General features: G+C 71.7%; 16 protein-coding genes. 12 read left to right on the plus strand and 4 right to left on the minus strand.

Annotated elements, in window-relative coordinates; translation table 11 throughout:
• Positions 1–52: 52 nt before the first annotated feature.
• The 5 genes from ACWF7A_RS00950 (at position 53) to ACWF7A_RS00970 (ending at position 5,670) form a co-directional block, all read left to right on the plus strand.
• Positions 53–937, plus strand: coding sequence for an ABC transporter ATP-binding protein (locus ACWF7A_RS00950; protein WP_452248314.1), 885 nt, complete (start codon positions 53–55; stop codon positions 935–937).
• A 25-nt stretch (positions 938–962) separates the two neighbouring features.
• Positions 963–1,682 carry an ABC transporter permease gene (locus ACWF7A_RS00955; protein ID WP_452248315.1) on the plus strand — a complete coding sequence of 240 codons (720 nt, stop codon included), beginning with the start codon at positions 963–965 and terminating at the stop codon, positions 1,680–1,682.
• A gap of 97 nt (positions 1,683–1,779) precedes the next feature.
• Positions 1,780–2,469 carry a DUF2306 domain-containing protein gene (locus tag ACWF7A_RS00960; protein WP_452248316.1) on the plus strand — a complete coding sequence of 230 codons (690 nt, stop codon included), beginning with the start codon at positions 1,780–1,782 and terminating at the stop codon, positions 2,467–2,469.
• A 16-nt stretch (positions 2,470–2,485) separates the two neighbouring features.
• The gene (locus tag ACWF7A_RS00965; protein WP_452248317.1) at positions 2,486–5,122 is read left to right on the plus strand and encodes an ATP-binding protein; all 2,637 of its coding nucleotides are present in this window, start codon (positions 2,486–2,488) and stop codon (positions 5,120–5,122) included.
• Positions 5,123–5,178: 56 nt separating this feature from the next.
• The gene (locus ACWF7A_RS00970) at positions 5,179–5,670 is read left to right on the plus strand and encodes an SRPBCC family protein (protein ID WP_452248318.1); all 492 of its coding nucleotides are present in this window, start codon (positions 5,179–5,181) and stop codon (positions 5,668–5,670) included.
• Positions 5,671–5,677: 7 nt separating this feature from the next.
• Here the strand turns inward: ACWF7A_RS00970 and ACWF7A_RS00975 are convergent, their stop codons facing one another.
• Entirely contained in the window at positions 5,678–6,157 is a 480-nt protein-coding gene (locus ACWF7A_RS00975) for a hypothetical protein (protein ID WP_452248319.1), read from the minus strand.
• A 330-nt stretch (positions 6,158–6,487) separates the two neighbouring features.
• On the opposite strand from ACWF7A_RS00975, the gene ACWF7A_RS00980 reads away from it, so the two are divergent.
• Complete coding sequence (locus tag ACWF7A_RS00980; protein ID WP_452248320.1) at positions 6,488–8,800, plus strand: beta-L-arabinofuranosidase domain-containing protein; 2,313 nt, start codon at positions 6,488–6,490, stop codon at positions 8,798–8,800.
• Positions 8,801–8,805: 5 nt separating this feature from the next.
• On the opposite strand, the gene ACWF7A_RS00985 is transcribed toward ACWF7A_RS00980, so the two are convergent.
• Positions 8,806–9,927, minus strand: coding sequence for a GH12 family glycosyl hydrolase domain-containing protein (locus ACWF7A_RS00985; RefSeq protein ID WP_452248321.1), 1,122 nt, complete (start codon positions 9,925–9,927; stop codon positions 8,806–8,808).
• A 124-nt stretch (positions 9,928–10,051) separates the two neighbouring features.
• Here ACWF7A_RS00985 and ACWF7A_RS00990 point away from each other — a divergent pair, with 124 nt between their 5' ends.
• From ACWF7A_RS00990 to ACWF7A_RS01005, 4 genes are all read left to right on the plus strand, one after another.
• Positions 10,052–10,819, plus strand: coding sequence for an IclR family transcriptional regulator (locus tag ACWF7A_RS00990; RefSeq protein ID WP_452248322.1), 768 nt, complete (start codon positions 10,052–10,054; stop codon positions 10,817–10,819).
• 91 nt (positions 10,820–10,910) lie between these two features.
• A complete protein-coding gene (locus ACWF7A_RS00995; protein WP_452248323.1) occupies positions 10,911–11,942 on the plus strand; it encodes a Rieske 2Fe-2S domain-containing protein in 1,032 nt (343 codons plus the stop codon).
• Positions 11,930–12,088, plus strand: a complete 159-nt coding sequence (locus tag ACWF7A_RS01000; RefSeq protein ID WP_452248324.1) for a hypothetical protein — start codon at positions 11,930–11,932, stop codon at positions 12,086–12,088. The genes ACWF7A_RS00995 and ACWF7A_RS01000 overlap by 13 nt, the downstream gene beginning before the upstream one ends.
• On the plus strand, positions 12,085–13,014 hold the full coding sequence (locus tag ACWF7A_RS01005) for a PDR/VanB family oxidoreductase (RefSeq protein WP_452248325.1): 930 nt from the start codon (positions 12,085–12,087) through the stop codon (positions 13,012–13,014). The genes ACWF7A_RS01000 and ACWF7A_RS01005 overlap by 4 nt, the downstream gene beginning before the upstream one ends.
• Before the next feature lie 4 nt (positions 13,015–13,018).
• On the opposite strand, the gene ACWF7A_RS01010 is transcribed toward ACWF7A_RS01005, so the two are convergent.
• Positions 13,019–13,795, minus strand: a complete 777-nt coding sequence (locus ACWF7A_RS01010; protein ID WP_452248326.1) for an SDR family NAD(P)-dependent oxidoreductase — start codon at positions 13,793–13,795, stop codon at positions 13,019–13,021.
• Positions 13,796–13,886: 91 nt separating this feature from the next.
• Here ACWF7A_RS01010 and ACWF7A_RS01015 point away from each other — a divergent pair, with 91 nt between their 5' ends.
• Together ACWF7A_RS01015 and ACWF7A_RS01020 are read left to right on the plus strand one after the other, a co-directional pair.
• The gene (locus ACWF7A_RS01015) at positions 13,887–15,086 is read left to right on the plus strand and encodes a PucR family transcriptional regulator (protein ID WP_452248327.1); all 1,200 of its coding nucleotides are present in this window, start codon (positions 13,887–13,889) and stop codon (positions 15,084–15,086) included.
• Positions 15,087–15,170: 84 nt separating this feature from the next.
• The gene (locus ACWF7A_RS01020; RefSeq protein ID WP_452248328.1) at positions 15,171–16,004 is read left to right on the plus strand and encodes an alpha/beta fold hydrolase; all 834 of its coding nucleotides are present in this window, start codon (positions 15,171–15,173) and stop codon (positions 16,002–16,004) included.
• A gap of 6 nt (positions 16,005–16,010) precedes the next feature.
• Here ACWF7A_RS01020 and ACWF7A_RS01025 read toward each other — a convergent pair whose 3' ends face one another.
• Complete coding sequence (locus tag ACWF7A_RS01025; RefSeq protein ID WP_452248329.1) at positions 16,011–16,793, minus strand: glycoside hydrolase family 16 protein; 783 nt, start codon at positions 16,791–16,793, stop codon at positions 16,011–16,013.
• Between the last annotated feature and the right edge of the window lie 101 nt (positions 16,794–16,894).

Below are 16,894 nucleotides of genomic sequence, written 5' to 3' on the forward strand. Positions count from 1 at the left end.
GGTGACGTGGTGACACTGCCCGCCGATCGTCCCGATCGGTGGAATGGACGCCATGTCGACCACACCCGTCATCGAAGTGGACCGCCTGAACGTCCGGTACGGCGACTTCCACGCCGTGCAGGACCTGTCCTTCCACGTGCGGCGAGGCGAGCTGTACGCGTTGCTGGGCACGAACGGCGCGGGCAAGACCTCCACGCTGGAGACCGTCGAGGGGCACCGCACCGCCACGTCGGGCACCGTGCGGGTCTTCGGCCACGACCCGGGCGACCGCGCCGCCGTACGTCCCCGGATGGGGATCATGTTGCAGGACAGCGGGTTCACGCCGGACCTGACGGTCGCGGAGTCCGTCCGGCTCGTCGGGGCGCTCACGCGGCGCACGGACCGGGTCGCCCGCGTGCTCGACGTCGTCGACCTCACCCGCAAGGCGGACACGAAGGTGTCCCAGCTGTCCGGTGGCGAGAAACGGCGCCTCGACTTCGCCACCGCCGTGTACGGCACACCCGAGCTGGTGTTCCTCGACGAACCCACGACCGGCCTCGACATCCAGTCCCGCGACGACCTGTGGTCCACAGTGGACAGGATGCGCGAGGACGGCACCACCGTCGTGCTCACGACGCACTACCTGGAAGAGGCGCAGCAGCACGCCGACCGCATCGGGCTCATGCACCGCGGCCGGTTCCACCGCGAGGGCACCGTCGCCGAGCTGACCAGGACGTTGCCGTCGGTGATCCGCTTCGGTCTCGCGACGCCCGCTCCGGCGCTCCCCCTGGACGCGACGAGCGACGCGGACGGCCGGTACCTCGTCGAGACCTTCGAGCTGCAGAAGGCCATGTCCGCGCTGCTGCGCTGGGCCGAGGACCACGGCGTCGAGCTGCGCGACCTGGAGGCCGGACCGACGCGCCTCGACGACGTCTTCCGCGCCATCGGCACCTCCTGACCCTCCGTCCTGAAAGGACACCGCCGTGCTCCCGATCTTCCTCAGCGAACTGACCCAGATCTTCCGCAACCGGTCGGTGCTGGTCACGAGCTTCGTCATGCCCATCGCCGTCAGCGCGTTCTTCCTCTACCAGCACGAGCTCTTCACCCAGATCGGCAGCCTGGGCTACATCGCCGCGATCGTCATGTTCACCGTCTGCGCGTTCGGCCTCTACGCGAGCTCGGTCACCACGCTGGCCTCGCGGCGCCAGAACCTGTTCCTCAAGCGGCTGCGGTCCACCGCCGCCGGTGACGCGGGCATCCTCACCGGACTCGTGCTGCCCGCCACCGTGATCGCGCTGGTCCAGGTGACCGTGATCATGGCCGTGCTCGCCGCCGTCACCACGGCGCCGGACAACGTCGCCCTGCTGGCGCTCGCGGTCGTCACGACCGCGCTCATGATGGTCGGCCTGGCGCTGGCCACCGCCGGGCTGACGAACTCGCCCGAGCACGCGCAGGTTACGACCCTGCCCGTCTGCCTCGGAGTCGTCGCCGTCGCGAGCTGGGTCGGCATCAGCGGGACCGAGGACCTGACGCTGCTCAAGCGGCTGCTGCCGGGTGGCTCCGCGACGGAGCTCGTCGTGAACGCCTGGACCGGCGGGGTCCCGATGGCGGACTCCCTGGTCCTGCTGGCCCCGACGCTCGCGTGGGTGGTCGTGGCCGGTGCGCTCGCCTCCCGCCTGTTCCGCTGGGAGCCGCGGCGCTGACCGATGGCCCGTGAATAGGCAACTCTTGCCGATGCGGCGGCGGGCGCGGCGAGTCGATGATCAAGCTCTTCTTCGACCTTCGCACCGGGAGTCCCGCATGTCCACAGCAGTCGTGTCACGCAGCGCGAGCAGGCGCTGGTGGTGGTTCCTCTGGGGACTCCTCGCCGTGCTCGCGCTCGTCACCGCCGGGGTGTTCGTCCCGCCGTACCTCGCCGGGGGCACGACCGTGCCGAACCTGGACCGCACCACACCGGGCTACTACACGAGCCTCGTGATCCACGCCGTGCCCGCAGGCATCGCGCTGGTCACGGGCCCGTGGCAGTTCGTGCCGAAGCTGCGGGCGCGCTACCCGCGGCTGCACCGGGTGACGGGCCGGGTCTACCTGGTGTCGGTCGTCGTCGCCTCGCTCGCCGCCGTGTACTCGTCGGCCGTGACGAAGAGCGGCTTCGCACTGCAGGTCGCGTTCTTCGTGCTGATCGCGGCCTGGCTCTACACCGCCGCGAAGGCCTACCGCGCGATCCGGCGCGGCGAGGTGCGCCTGCACCGGATCTGGATGATCCGCAACTACGCGCTCACGTTCGCCGCGGTCACCCTGCGCCTGTACCAGCTGCCGCTCCTCGTGCTGATGGACTCGGTGACGTGGCTGGAGTACCGGGAGGTCTACACCGTGAGCGCGTGGTTGTCGCTGCTGGGCAACGTGCTGGTCGCCGAGTACTTCATCGTCCACCGCTTCCTCGTCGCGCCCGCCGCCGCGGCACAGGAGCGGGTGCCCGTGCACGCCGGATGAGGTGTCTGCCGCGAGAATGAGCGTCGTGCCCAGTCCTGGTGACGTCGAGATGACCGGCCGGCACGGTGAGAGGCGCCGTGTCGGCGCGCTCGTGGAGGCCGCCCGCGCGGGCCGGGGCGGGTCGCTCGTGCTGGGCGGTGAGCCCGGCATCGGCAAGAGCGCGTTGCTGGCCCACGCCGAGCGGGCGGCGTCCGGGTTCCGGGTGCTGCGGGCGACCGGGTCGGAGTTCGAGCAGGAGCTCCCCTACGCCGCGTTGCACCAGCTGTGCGTGCCGCTCCTGCGCCACCTCGACGCGCTGCCCGGGCCGCGGTCCGAGGCGCTGCGGATCGCGTTCGGGCTGACCGGTGGCGCGCCGCAGCCGTTCCAGGTCGGGCTCGCGGTGCTCGACCTGCTCACGGCGGTGGGCGACGACCGGCCGGTGTTGTGCGTGGTCGACGACGCGCAGTGGCTCGACGAGGCCTCGTCGAGGGTGCTCGCGTTCGTCGCCCGGCGCGTGGGGTCGGACCCGGTCGCCGTGGTGCTCGCGGTCCGCTCGCCCGGCGTGGAGGGGCTGGACGGGCTGGAGCGGCTCGACGTGGGTCCGTTGAACGACCAGGACGCCAAGGCGCTGCTGGCCGCGCGGAACCCGTTCCCCCTCGACGACCGCGTCCGCGACCGGCTCGTCGCCGAGGCGAACGGCAACCCGCTCGCCCTGCTCGAGTTCCCCCTGGCCGGCGGCTTCGGCCTGCCTGCCGCGTCGTCGGCGTCGGCCCGCGTCGAGGAGGGCTTCCGGACCCGGCTCGCCGGGCTGCCGCGAGACGCACGACTGCTCCTGACCGTCGCCAGCGCCGATCCCACCGGCGACCCCGGCCTGCTCTGGGCGGCCGCCGAGTCGCTGGGGATCGGCGTCGCGGACGTCGCCGGTCTGGCGGAGTTCGGCGCGCGGATCCGCTTCTGCCACCCGCTCGCGCGGTCGGCGGTCTACCGCGCGGCATCCGACCGGGACCGTCGCGCCGCGCACGGTGCGCTCGCGGAGGCCACCGACCCGTCCACGGCGCCGGACCGCCGGGCCTGGCACCGCGCCCAGGCGAGTGCCGGGCCCGACGAGGACCTCGCGGCGGAGTTGGAGAGCTGCGCGGCGCGCGCGAGGTCGCGGGGTGGGGTCGCGGCGGCGGCGGCGTTCTGGGAGCGCTCCGTCGCGCTGTCGCTGGACCCGCGTTCCCGTGCTCGGCGCACGCTGGACGCGGTCGAGGCCGCGATCGAGGCGGGTGCCACCGAGCGGGCGGCGGACCTGCTGACGACTGTCGAGTCGTCCGCGCGTTCCGACCTGCTGCGCGGCCGGATCGCGTTCCTCCGGCCCGGTGACGACCGCGGTCCGTCGTGGATGGTCAGCGCCGCCCGGCGCCTGCCGGATCCGGGCCGGGCGCGCGAGTGCTTTCTCGACGCCCTGGAGATGAGCCTGGTCGTCGGGCGCGCGGGTGGCGTCGTCGACGAGGTCCTCACCGCCGCACGGGCAGAGGCGCCGCCACCCGACTCCCCCGACCTCCTCGAAGCGCTGCTCATCCTCGCCGAGGACGGCTATCGTGCCGCCCTTCCGCTGCTGCGCCATGCCGTGCACGCCGAGGGCGGACCGCTGTGGAGCCGCCGTCCCGCGCTGGCGTCGATGATCAGCACCGAGCTGTGGGACCTCGACACCCACTTCGCCATCGCCGACTGGTTGCTGAAGGCGGGCAGGGAGTCGGGTTCGCCGTCGACGTTGCGGCTCGCCCACGCCCAGAAGGCCTTGTGCGCGGTGCTCGCCGGCGACATCGGCCAGGCGCTCACCGCGACCGCCGAGGAGGAGGCCGTCGCCGACGCGACCGGCGAACCCCCGTTGCGGCACCACCGCCTGCTGCTGGCGGCGATGCGCGGCCGCCGCGAGGAGACCCTGGGCCTGCTCCGCGAGATCCCGCGCGGCACGGGCCAGGTGGCGAGCCTGCACTGGTCGGAATCCTTGCTGCACAACGGTCGCGGCGACCACCCCGCCGCCCTGGCCGCGGCCCGCGCGGCCACCGGGCACGGCGACCTGTTCCTCACCGGGGCGGCGCTTCCGGAGCTCGTCGAGGCCGCCGTCCGCTGCCAGGAACCCACTGCGGCAAGGGAAGCGCTGGAGGCGTTGACCGAACGCACGGAGGCGGCGGGCACCGCGCTCGGCCGGGGCGTGGCGGCGTACTCGCGCGGCCTCGTGACCGGCGCCGAGGACGACTACCGGGAGGCCGTCGAGCACCTCGCGGACAGCCCGCTACGCCCGTACCGGGGCCGGGCGCACCTGCACTACGGGGAGTGGTTGCGGCGCAAGGGAAGGCGGAAGGACGCACTGCGGGAACTGCGCACCGCGCACGAGGTGCTCTCAGCGGCCGGGGCGGAGGCGTTCGCCGCACGTGCCGCCGCCGGGCTCCGCACCGCCGGGCACCGGGTGGAGCGCCTGTCGTCCCCGGTCCACGAGCAGCTCACGACGCACCAGGTGGCCGTCGCCCGGCTCGTCGCCGGTGGTGCGACCTCGAAGGAGGTCGCCGCCCAGCTGTTCATCAGCAAGCGGACGGTGGACGCGCACCTGCGCACGATCTTCCAGCGGCTCGGGGTGACGTCGCGGCGGCAGCTCAAGGACCATCCCGGCCTGCGGGGCGAGGGCTGACGGGACGTGGAGCTGTTAGCGTGCCTCCGTCCACTGGAGAACGGGAGCGCTGCGCCATGAAGTACACCGTCTCGCTGGAGATCGCCCAGCCGCGGGAGAGGGTGGCCCAGCTGCTCGCCGACCCCGGACACCTGCCGATGTGGTTGCGGGGCCTGGTGGTGCACGAGCCGCTGAACGGCGCGCACGGGCACGTCGGCACCGAGTCGCGGGTGGTGCTGCGGATGGGACAGCAGGAGTTCGAGGCCACCGAGACCGTCACGCGCCGGGAACCGGTGGAGCTGCAAGGGATTCCGAAGGACCAGGTCGTCCGCTTCGAACGTGAGATCGTCGGCAAGGGCATGTGGAACGCGGCGCGGGAGCGGCTGACCGAGACCGGACCGGGGACGACGCTCTGGGAGAGCGAGAACGAGTACCGGTTCAGCGGTGTGATGATGCGGTTGGTGGGGCTGTTGATGCCCGGCACGTTCCGCAAGCAGTCGCTCCAGCACATGCAGGACTTCAAGGCGTACGCCGAGCACGGGCAGGACGTCCGCGAAGCCGGGGACTGAGCACCGGTCAGCCTCCGGTGTTCGCGGACGGGGCGCCCACGCCGTTGCAGGGGGCGCCCCACAGGCCTCGTTTCGCCAGTGCCGCCTCCAGTTCCGCGTCGACGAACGGACCCGAGGCGCCCTCGGCACGCAGCACTCCCTCGCGGACCGCCAGCAACGCGTAGTCCGTGCCGTCCGGGAGTTCCAGGTTGACCTCGCCGGGCGTGACGCTGGTGAACCGCACCGGTGTGTTCAGCAGTGTCGCCTCCGCGAAGGCACGGGCTTCCGCCGCCCAGCAGGCCGCCGGGGGCGCCAGCAGCGAGATGCGGAGTCGTGCGCCGTTCGAGAACTGGACGGTGCGGCCGTCGATCACCGCGGCCAGCAGGAGCGAGGCGGGCTCGGGGGACGGCGGTGAAGACCGTGTGGGGACGGGCGGCGGTTCGGGGGCCGGAGCGGCGCACGCGGTGATGAGCAGAGCCACGAGCACGGTGACGCACCTGCGTGCCACGAACCACTCCCCGACGGTAGTTGAAAGTTTTACTACCGTAGTTCCGGTCCCGCGCCGCGCAATCGGCCATTCGGTGCCGGGCGGGCAGTCGAGCGGACCACCGAACGCCGAAGATCCCCACCCTCGCGTGTGAACGCTAACAGGCCATATCCCCTCTAGCGATCCCAGAACCGACAAGCCCTGACACCGTCAAGGGTTCGCGATCGTCGAATGTTCGACAGTTGGGAGTTAACGCTAACAAGAGTCGTTGACCGCGAGACCACGTCGTGGCTAGGTTCGCTCGCAGGCCGTCCGTCACCGGTGCCGTCAGCCGAGCAACTGGAGCGCCCCATGTCCCCTTCGCTGAGCCGACGCGGTTTCCTCAACGCCGCCGGAGTGGCCGTCGTCGCGACCACCGTGCCGTCACTGGTGCCGGGAACAGCGCAGGCCGCCGCGATACCGCCCGTCCGCGGTGACGTCGGGGTGTCGGCCTCCGCCTTCGACCTCTCCGAGGTGCGGCTGACGGCGGGACGGTGGCTGGACAACCAGAACCGGACGTTGTCCTACCTGCGGTTCGTCGACACCGAGCGGCTGCTCTACAACTTCCGCGCCAACCACCGGCTCTCCACCAACGGCGCCGCGGCGCTGGGCGGGTGGGAGGCGCCGGACTTCCCGTTCCGCACGCACAGCCAAGGACACTTCCTCACGGCCTGGGCGCAGGCGTGGGCGGTGCCGGGTGACACGACGTGCCGGGACAAGGCGAACCGGATGGTGGCCGAGCTGGCCAGGTGCCAGGCCAACAACTCGGCGGCCGGGTTCAACACCGGGTACCTGTCGGGCTTCCCGGAGTCGGACTTCGACGCGATGGAGGCCGGGTCCCCCAAGTCCGTCTCGTACTACTCGCTGCACAAGACGCTCGCCGGGCTGCTGGACGTCTGGCGCCTGGTCGGCAACACGCAGGCACGCGACGTGCTGCTGCGGCTCGCCGCGTGGGTGGACTGGCGCACGGCCCGGTTGTCCTACAGCAGGATGCAGAGCGTCCTGGGCACCGAGTTCGGCGGGATGAACGCCGTGCTCACCGACCTGTACCAGCAGACGGGCGACGCGCGCTGGCTGACCACGGCACAACGGTTCGACCACGCCGCCGTGTTCGACCCGCTCGCCGCCGGCCAGGACCGGCTGAACGGCCTGCACGCCAACACCCAGGTGCCCAAGTGGATCGGCGCGGCGCGGGAGTACAAGGCGACCGGGACGACGCGGTACCGCGACATCGCCGTCAACGCCTGGAACATCACCGTCGGCGCGCACACCTACGTGATCGGCGGCAACAGCCAGGCCGAGCACTTCCGCGCCCCCAACGCCATCGCCTCCTACCTCAACACCGACACGTGCGAGGCGTGCAACACCTACAACATGCTCGAACTGACCCGCGAGCTGTGGCTCACCGATCCCGGTCGTGCGGCCTACTTCGACTACTACGAGCGCGCGCTGCTCAACCACCTGATCGGCCAGCAGAACCCGGCGGACCCCCACGGCCACATCTGCTACTTCACCGGCCTGAACCCCGGCCACCGGCGCGGCAACACGGGACCGGCCTGGGGCGGCGGGAACTGGAGCACCGACTACGGCACGTTCTGGTGCTGCCAGGGCACGGGGATCGAGACCAACACCAAGCTCGCCGACTCGCTCTACTTCCACAGCGGCACAACGCTCACGGTCAACCTCTACGTGCCGTCGGTGCTGACGTGGTCCTCTCGCGGCATCACGGTCACGCAGAGCACGAGCTACCCGGCGAGCGACACGACGACGCTGGCCGTCACGGGCAACGCGAGCGGGTCGTGGACCATGCGGCTGCGCATCCCGGCCTGGACCACGAACGCGACCGTCAGCGTCAACGGCGTCGCCCAGGACATCGCCACCACGCCCGGCACCTACGCCTCCCTGACCAGGTCGTGGACCTCCGGCGACGTGGTGTCGCTGAAGCTGCCGATGCGCCTGGTCGTCCAGCCCTCCAACGACAACGCGAACGTCGTCGCACTCACCTACGGCCCTGCCGTGCTCGCGGGCAACTACGGCAACACGAGCCTGTCGGCGTTGCCCTCTCTCGACGTCAGCTCCGTCACGCGCACCAGTTCGTCATCGCTGGCGTTCACGGCGCGGGCCAACGGAACGCAGGTGAACCTCGGACCGTTCCACGACGCGCACGGCTTCAACTACACCGTCTACTGGAACACCGGCGCCGCCGCGGCGAGCTACCGCCTGTTGAACGCCGGCACCGGCATGGTGCTGGGTGTCCAGAACATGTCCACATCGGACGGTGGACTGGCCGTGCAGTGGCACGACAGCGGGACCGCCGACCACAACTGGCAGCTGATCCCCGACGGGTCCGACGTGCGGCTGCGCAACGTCCACAGCGGCAAGGTGCTGGGCGTCGAGAACATGTCGACCGCGGACAACGCGCGGGTCCTGCAGTGGTCGGACAACGGCACGGCCGACCACAGGTGGACGCTGATCGCCAACGGGGACGGCACGCACAAGGTCCGCAACGCCCACAGCGGCAAGCTCCTCGGCGTCCTCAACGGTTCCGGCACCGCGGGAGCGCAGGTCGTGCAGGACCCCGACAACGGCAGCGCGGACAACCGGTGGCGGCTGGTCGCCAACTGACGCGCTCAGGCAGGCGTGCAGGTGATCGGCACGATGCCGGGCGGAACTCCGCTGCCGACGAGGTCGAACGTGGTGGACCCGCCCGGGTCGAGCGCGCCCCCGGTCACGCGGACCGAGGACCCGGACTGGGTCACGGCGGCCGTCTCCTCGACCCGCTGACCGTCCGGGAACGTCCAGTCGAGCACCCAGCCCCCGACCGGCGAGGTCCCCACGTTGGCGACCTCCACGACCGCGCGGAACCCCCCGTCCCAGCTCTCGTCGACGGTCAGCGCCGCGAAACACGCCGCGGGGGCAGGAGCTCCGATCGCCTTGCGGGGCTTCTGCCCGTCCACCGTGACGGAGAAGTCCTCGATGGCGTTGCCCGCTCCCCCGCGCCACAGGTTGAACCCGGCCTCGACGGCGACCAGGTACCAGTCGCGCGAGACCTGGCCGCGGCCGACGGAGTCCTCGGTGAACGCACTGATGTCGAGGCCCTTGACGGCCGTGACCTCACCGACGCGTTCGTAGGTGATCCGCACCCGGTCCTGGTCCCGTGCCAGCCACACGTTCCACCGCGCGTCCGAGATCGGCACCTCGCGCGCGAGCTGCACCCCGCCGGGCCGGACGTCGCCCCGGCTGCGCAGCCAGATCACCAGCTCGGCGCCGTCCGGGGTGCGCTCGGCGACGGGCCCGCTGTGGAACCACACGACGTAGGCGGCGTTGAACACCCCGGCGTCGACCTGGCTGCTGACCCAGTCGCTCGTGACGCGCGGCATCGCCGACACCTGGACCGGCAGGTCTCCGACGTCCGTGCACTCGTGCCAGTGGCATCCCCTGACCAGCGACGGGCTGGCGGCGGGCGCGCCCTGCGGCGGAACGTCGTGCTCGGCGCTCTCGATCCGCAACGACTGGTCCCCGACGGTGACGCACTGCGCCGTCTCGGCACCCCAGACGTTGTTCTGCGCCAGGTAGTCCCTGCCACCGGCCGGAACGACCGCGTCTCTCGCGCAGAGCGAGACGCTCGCCCCTCCCGCCGGACCGACGTGGGACAGCACCAGGCCGACGAGCGCGGCGACCGAGGCACCTCCCAGTCCGAGCGCCACGAACGCGACGGCGACGCGGAAGGCGATCTGAGCGGCGGGGTTCATCCGTGCTCCTCGGTCGGTTTCCCTGTCCAGGGATACGCCCCCGCCGCCCGAGCAGTTCACCAGAGCCTGCGAACCGGAGCGTCCAGCCTGGTCAGCGAGGTGGTCCACAGTGGAAGATGACACGATGAGCGACCGGAGAACGGGCCGGGCGAAAGGGCCCACCGGACCCGTGATCGGCCGCGCGCTGCGGTTGCTCGACGCGTTCGACGCCGAGCACCGCGCGCTGACGCTGAGCGACCTGGCCCGCCGCGCGGGGATACCGCTGTCGACCGCCCACCGGCTGCTGCAGGAACTGGTCGCGTGGGGCGCGGTCGAACGCGACCGCGACGGCCTCTACCAGGTCGGCCTGCGGTTGTGGGAGCTCGGTTCGCTCGCGCCGCGCGGGCCCGGCCTGCGCGAGACCGCGCTGCCCTACCTGGAGGACCTCTGCCAGGTCACCAGGGAGAACGTGCAGCTCGCGGTCAGGGAGGGCACGGAGGTCGTCTTCGTCGAACGGATCGCCGGGTTCGGGTCGGTGCCGGTGCACACCCGCGTCGGCGGCCGCTGGGCCCTGACCTCCACCGGTGTCGGCCTGGTCCTGCTCGCGCACGCGTCACCCGAGGTGCAGGAGGACGTCCTCCGCGGGCCGATCGAACCGCACACCGCGAAGACCGTCACCGATCCCGTGCAGCTGCGCAGGATGCTCGCCGCCGTGCGGTCGAACGGCTACTCGGTCAGCGACCGCCAGGTCACGATGGACGCGCTGTCCGTCGGGGCGCCGATCCGCCGCGGCACCGGCGAGGTCGTCGCGGCGGTGTCCCTGGTCGTGCGGCACGGCAGCACCACCCCGCACGGGCTCGCGGGTCTGGTGCGCACGTGCGCGCAGGCGATCTCCCGCGCACTGGCTGTCTGACCGGCCAGCCTTCCATTTTCCGGAAACCGTGCTTCGGCTCGGGCGGTGATCTCCTCCACTCTGTGGCCTCCCACCACGAAAAGGAGTGCCGATGTCCTGGTTCCCGCGTGACCAGTGGTACGTCGCCGCCTACGGCTCCGAGATCGCGCACGACCTGTTCACCCGCACCGTCTGCGGCGAGCCGATCCTGTTCTGGCGCACCCGCGACGGCTCGGTGACGGCCATGCCCGACCGCTGCGTCCACCGCCGGTTCCCGCTGTCGCAGCCCCCTTCCCGGCTCGTCGACGACCAGGTGGTCTGCGGCTACCACGGCTTCACCTACGACGCCGGCGGCAAGTGCGTCGCCGTGCCGGGACAAGCCCGCATCCCCCGCACAGCGCGGTTGACGCCGTTTCCGGTCGTGGAGCAGGACTCGTTCGTCTGGGTGTTCATCGGCGACCCGGCGAACGCCGACGCCGCACGGATCCCCCGCGCGCCGTGGCTCGTCGACCCCGGCTACACGACCGTCTGCGGCATGGAACCGTTGAACGCCAGGTACGGCCTGCTCGTCGACAACCTGCTGGACCTCTCGCACGAGACCTACCTGCACGGCGGGTACATCGGGACGCCGGAGGTCGCGTCGACCCCGATCAACACCGAGGTCGACGAGGACGCCGGGATCATCTCCGTGTCCCGCCGCATGGACGACGCGGAGTGCCCGCCGTTCTACGCCAAGTCGACCGGCCTGCAGGGCAGGATCGCGCGCTGGCAGGACATCGAGTACACGCCGCCGTGCCTGTACACGCTGCACAGCCGCATCGCGCCGGTCGGGTCGGTGCCCCGCGCCGACGGGACCGACCCCGACGCGTTCCACGTCGAGGTCGTCTACGCGATCACGCCGGAGACCGAGACCACGACGCACGACTTCTGGGCCGTGGCAAGGGACTTCGCGCTCGGCGACGAGGAGGTCTCGATGTTCCTCGCGGACAGCAACCGCACGGTCGTCATGCAGGACGTCGTGGCGTTGAACGTTCTCGAACAGGTCATCGCGAACGAACCCGAGGGCTACCAGGAGCTGTCCATCAACATCGACACCGGTGGGCTCGCGGCCCGTCGCGTGCTGGCCCGGCTGTGCGAGAAGTGACCACCGGCCGGGTGTTCCGCATCCACTGGGTGCCGGGCACCGACCGGCTCCACGCGACGTGCCACTGCGCCGCGGAGCGCGAGTTCGAGGACCCCGTCGAGCTGTGGGAGTGGCTGCTCGGCCACCCGGAGGGGCACGCGCCGTGAAACTGCTGCTGGACAGGAAGGAACCGGTCGCCGACGGCGTCGTGCTGCTCACGTTCAAGGACCCGGACGGTGGTTCGCTGCCCGCGTGGACGCCCGGCGCGCACGTGGACCTGGAACTGGGCGGGGGTCTCGTCCGCCAGTACTCGCTGTGCGGGAATCCGGCCGACACCTCGGCGTTCCAGGTGGCGGTGCTGCGCGAACCGGGGGGACGCGGCGGATCGCGGCACCTGCACGACGTGCTGACCGCCGGGGACCTCGTCGAGGTGAGCGCGCCGCGCAACCACTTCGAGCTCGTCGAGGCGAAGCGCTACCTGTTCATCGCGGGCGGCATCGGGATCACCCCGATCCTGCCGATGGTCGCGCAGGTGGAGGCGGCGGGACACGAGTGGCGCCTCGCCTACGGCGGCAGGACGCGGTCCTCCATGGCCTTCCGCGCGGAACTGGAGCGGCGGGGCAACGTGGAGATCCGCCCTCAGGACGAGTACGGGCAGCTGGACCTGGAGGCGTTGCTGGGCAGGCCCTCACCGGAGACCGCGGTGTACTGCTGCGGACCGGAGACCCTGCTGCTCGCGGTCGAACAGCACTGCGCGGCGTGGCCTCCCGGCACACTGCGCGTCGAACGGTTCTCACCGAAAGCCGTTGTGTCGCAGGACGTCCCGGCGGAGTTCGACGTCGAGCTGGCGCGCACGGGCGTCGTCGTGCGCGTGCCGGCGGAGAAGTCCGTGCTGGACGTGCTCGAGGAACAGCGCGTGTCCGTGCTGTCGTCCTGCCGGGAGGGCACGTGCGGCACCTGCGAGGCGATCGTGCTGGACGGCGTCCCCGACCACCGCGACTCCGTTCTCACAGCGGAGGAACAGGAGTGCGGTGACGTGATGATGATCTGCGTGTCGCGGTCGCGCTCGGAGCGTCTCGTGCTCGATCTCTGAGCTGTCACGTGGACCTGGCGAAGAGGCCGCCGTCGACGGGGAGGCAGACGCCGTTGACGTAGGCGGCGCGGTCGGAGGCCAGGAACACCGCGGCGTTCGCGACGTCGTGCGGCGAGCCCATCCGGCCGGTCGGGCTCGCCGCGTGGCGGGCGGCCGCGTCGGTGGTGACCTGGCCCGCAGCCATCGGGGTGTCGATCAGGCCGGGCAGCACGGCGTTGGCGCGGAGGCCGTCGCGGGCGTGGGCCAGCGCGAGCGAGACGGTCAGCTGGTTCAGGCCCGCCTTGGCCGCGCTGTACACCGGGTAGACGTAGCCGGTGTCGCGGATCGCGGCCAGCGACGACACGTTGACGATGGCGCCCCGGCCGGCCCCGAGCATGTGCGGGACCGTGTACCGGCAGGTGAGGTAGGCGCTGGTCAGGTTGACCGCGATGCCGTGGTTCCAGGTGGCGAGGTCGACGGTGGTGAGGTCGCCGAGAATCGACGCGCCGACGTTGTTGTGCAGCACGTGCGGTGGCCCCATGGCCGTCACCACCCGCTCGACGGCGGCGGCGACGTCGGCCTCCACCGTGACGTCGGCGGTGACGGCGAGCGCGGTGCCCCCGGCGGCGGTGATCTCCTTCGCGACGCGGGCGGCCTCGGCGGGATCGCGGTCCACGGTGGCGACCCGCGCGCCCGCACGGGCGTAGGCCAGGGCGGCGGCCTCGCCGTTGCTCAGGCCCGGGCCGCTGGAGCCCGCTCCGAAGACGAGGACCACACGGCCGTCCAGCTCCTGTTCGCTCATCGGCCCACGATGACGCCGGCCCGTGCCCGCGGCCCACCGTCCGCCGACGAGAAAGGCCCTCCCCGAGTGCTCCGATTGTAGAATCCGGGGCATGACCAGCACGGCCGTGTCCGCGCCGATCGACGGGCTCGCCACCGAGCTGTCGCGGTCGGTCGTGGTGAACGACCCCACCATGCAGATGCTCTACGCGAGCCCGCACTACGGCGACGCGGACCCGGTGCGCATCCGGGCCGTGCTCGACCACGTCGCCGAGCCCGCCGCCCGCGGGCACGTTCTCGCGCAAGGGGTGTCGGCCTGGACGAGAGCGGGGCTGATCCCCGCCAACGACGCGATCGGCATGCACGCCAGGGTCTGCGTGCCGGTCCGCTGGGAGGGCGCGCTGCTCGGCCTGCTGATGGTGATGGACGCCGACCAGTCCATGACCACGGCGGAGCTCGGGCGGGTCAACGAGGTCGCCCGGGAACTGGCGCTGGTGCTGCACACCGAGGCCGGCCGGGCGGAGTCGACCGGGACCGACCAGCTCGTGCTGGACCTCGTCGGCACCGACCCGTCCGCCCGGCGGGCCGCCGCGCGGACGCTGCACTCGAGCGGGCGTGCCGGCCGGTTCGCGCTGGTCACGGCGGTCGAGATCGCGGTCGCCGGTGCCCGCACCACGACGACCTCGCACATCGAGGTCGCGCTGCGGCACGCGGTGTCCGGGCAGGCGGCCGATCAGCTGGTCTCGGTGACCGGTGACGGCGCCGTGCTGCTGCTGGGCTCGCCGGAGCCGGCCGAGCCTCCGACGTCGCGGATCAGCGGCGTGCTCGACCGCGTCCACGAGTTCGCCCTCGGCCACTTCCACTGTGTCGCGGGCATCGGCGGCACCGGGCCGGGCCTGCACCACGCCGGCACGTCGTTGCGGCAGGCCGTTCTCGCGCGGCGGGCGGCGGCGCTGGGCGTGCGCGGACCGGTCGTGGCGTGGCGCGACCTGGGCGTTCTCGGGCCGCTGCTGTCCATCCCGGATGCCGCGCTGACCGAGGCGGTGCTGCCCGACGAGGTCCACCGGCTGCGCGCGGCCGACGCCGACGGCCAGCTCACCGAGACCGTGCGTGCCTACCTCGACGCGGCGGGCAACGGTCCGCTCGCCGCCGAGCGGCTGCACGTGCACCGGACGACGCTCTACTACCGGCTCGGCAGGCTCCGGGACCTGACCGGCCTCGACGTGGTGGCCGACGGGCAGACGCGGCTCGTGCTGCACGTCGGGCTCACCCTGGCCGATGTGGTTCGACAATCGGAGCACGCCGGGAGGTGAACTCTCGTCGCCCGGCGGTGGTGGTCCGGGCGGCGCCGGTCCGAGACTGCTCGGCAGCCGGGCCGACTCGACGAGGAGATCGCGATGCCCACGTTCCGCACCAATGACGGCGTCACGCTGACCTACCAGGACTCCGGCGGCCCGGACGGCGGGGTCCCGCTGGTGATGCTGCACGGCTGGGGCCAGACGCAGGCGATGTTCCGCCACCAGCTCGGCGCTCTCGGCGACCGGCGGGTGATCACCCTCGACCAGCGCGGGCACGGTCTGTCGGACAAGCCGCACCACGGGTACCGCATCGCCCGCCTGGCCCAGGACTTCGTCGGGCTGCTCGACCACCTGAGCCTCGACCGGGTCGACGCGCTGGGCTGGTCGATGGGCGCTTCCGTGCTGTGGAGCCACATCGACACCCACGGCACCACCCGGCTGCGGCGCCTGGTGATCGTCGACCAGCCCGCCGCGGTCGCCGCCGTGCCGTGGATGTCGGCCGCCGAGCAGACCGAGTCGGGCGCGATCTTCGACGTGGGCGGGCTGCTCGCGCTCAACGGTGACCTCCACGGACCGGACGGCGCGACGGTCCGCGAGACGTTCGTCCGGTCGATGTTCTCCGGCGAGACCGCCCCCGAGGTGTGGGAGTTCGTCGCGCGGGAGATCACCGCCACTCCCGCGTACGCCGCGGTGCCGCTGCTGTTCGACCACTGCGCCCAGGACTGGCGCGACGTGCTGCCCCGCATCGACGTCCCGGCCCTGGTCCTGGGCTGCGACGGCAGCCACGTCAGCCCTGACTCGCAGCGCTACATCGCCGACCGGATTCCCGACGCCGAGCTGCACGTCTTCCCCACCACCGAGGCCAGCTCGCACTTCGTGTTCCTGGAGAACCCGGCGGCGTTCAACGCGGTCCTCGACAAGTTCCTCAGCTGACGGGCGCTACGTCCGCGTCCGTCCGATGTAGACGTTGCGGGCGCGGTAGACCGTCTCGGCCGTGGGCCCCGGGCTGCCCGACGAGCCCTCCATCTGCAGGTTGAGGATCAGCCACAACGGCTTGCCGGCGAAGTTCCTGCCGGTGTGCTTCGCGATCCACCTGCCGTCGAGGTAGTAGTGGATGTCGACGTCCGTGCCGTTGACCTTGGTGATCCACGCCCGGTAGGTGTGCCACGAACCGGGCGAGGACACGCCGACGATCGAGCTGGACACGTCGCTGGACGTCCGGAAGGTGTTGAACCAGTTCCGGTTGTCCCCCTTGAACTCGAGGATGTCGCTCTCCGGCGGCCAGCTGGTGACGCCGGTGAGCCAGAAGGCGGGCCAGGTGCCCCGCGCGGAGGGTGCCTGGAACTCGCCCTTGACCTCCCAGTTGGGGAACTGGTCGGTGACCACGACGTGCTCCTTCGCGTGGATCGCGCCGGAGTGGTAGCGGATGGGCAGGTGCGGGTCGGCGCCGCTGTTGCCCTCGTCCCAGGAGATCCGCGTCGCCTTCACCGTGAGCACACCGCCCGACAGCGACACGTGGTTGTGGTCGGTCGCGCTCGCGTACATGCGGGCGGTGCCGTTGTGGTCGGAGCCCCACGGGTAGCGGTAGTTCCACTCCGACTCCAGCGCGCCGTAGCCGCCGAAGGACCCCGGCGTGATCACGTCCTCCCACGCGGCCGCCTGAGCGGGACTCGGAAGACCGGCCGTGAGGACGAGGACCAGCGCGGTGGCCGCGATTCTCATGGTTCGCACTGTGGAGCAGGAAGTCGATGCGGTGCAACGGTTTCGTCGAATCGACGAAAGCTTCGACCCGAATCCGGCGGACACGTCACGGGAGGACTCCC

Source organism: Lentzea sp. NPDC055074 (assembly GCF_053608005.1).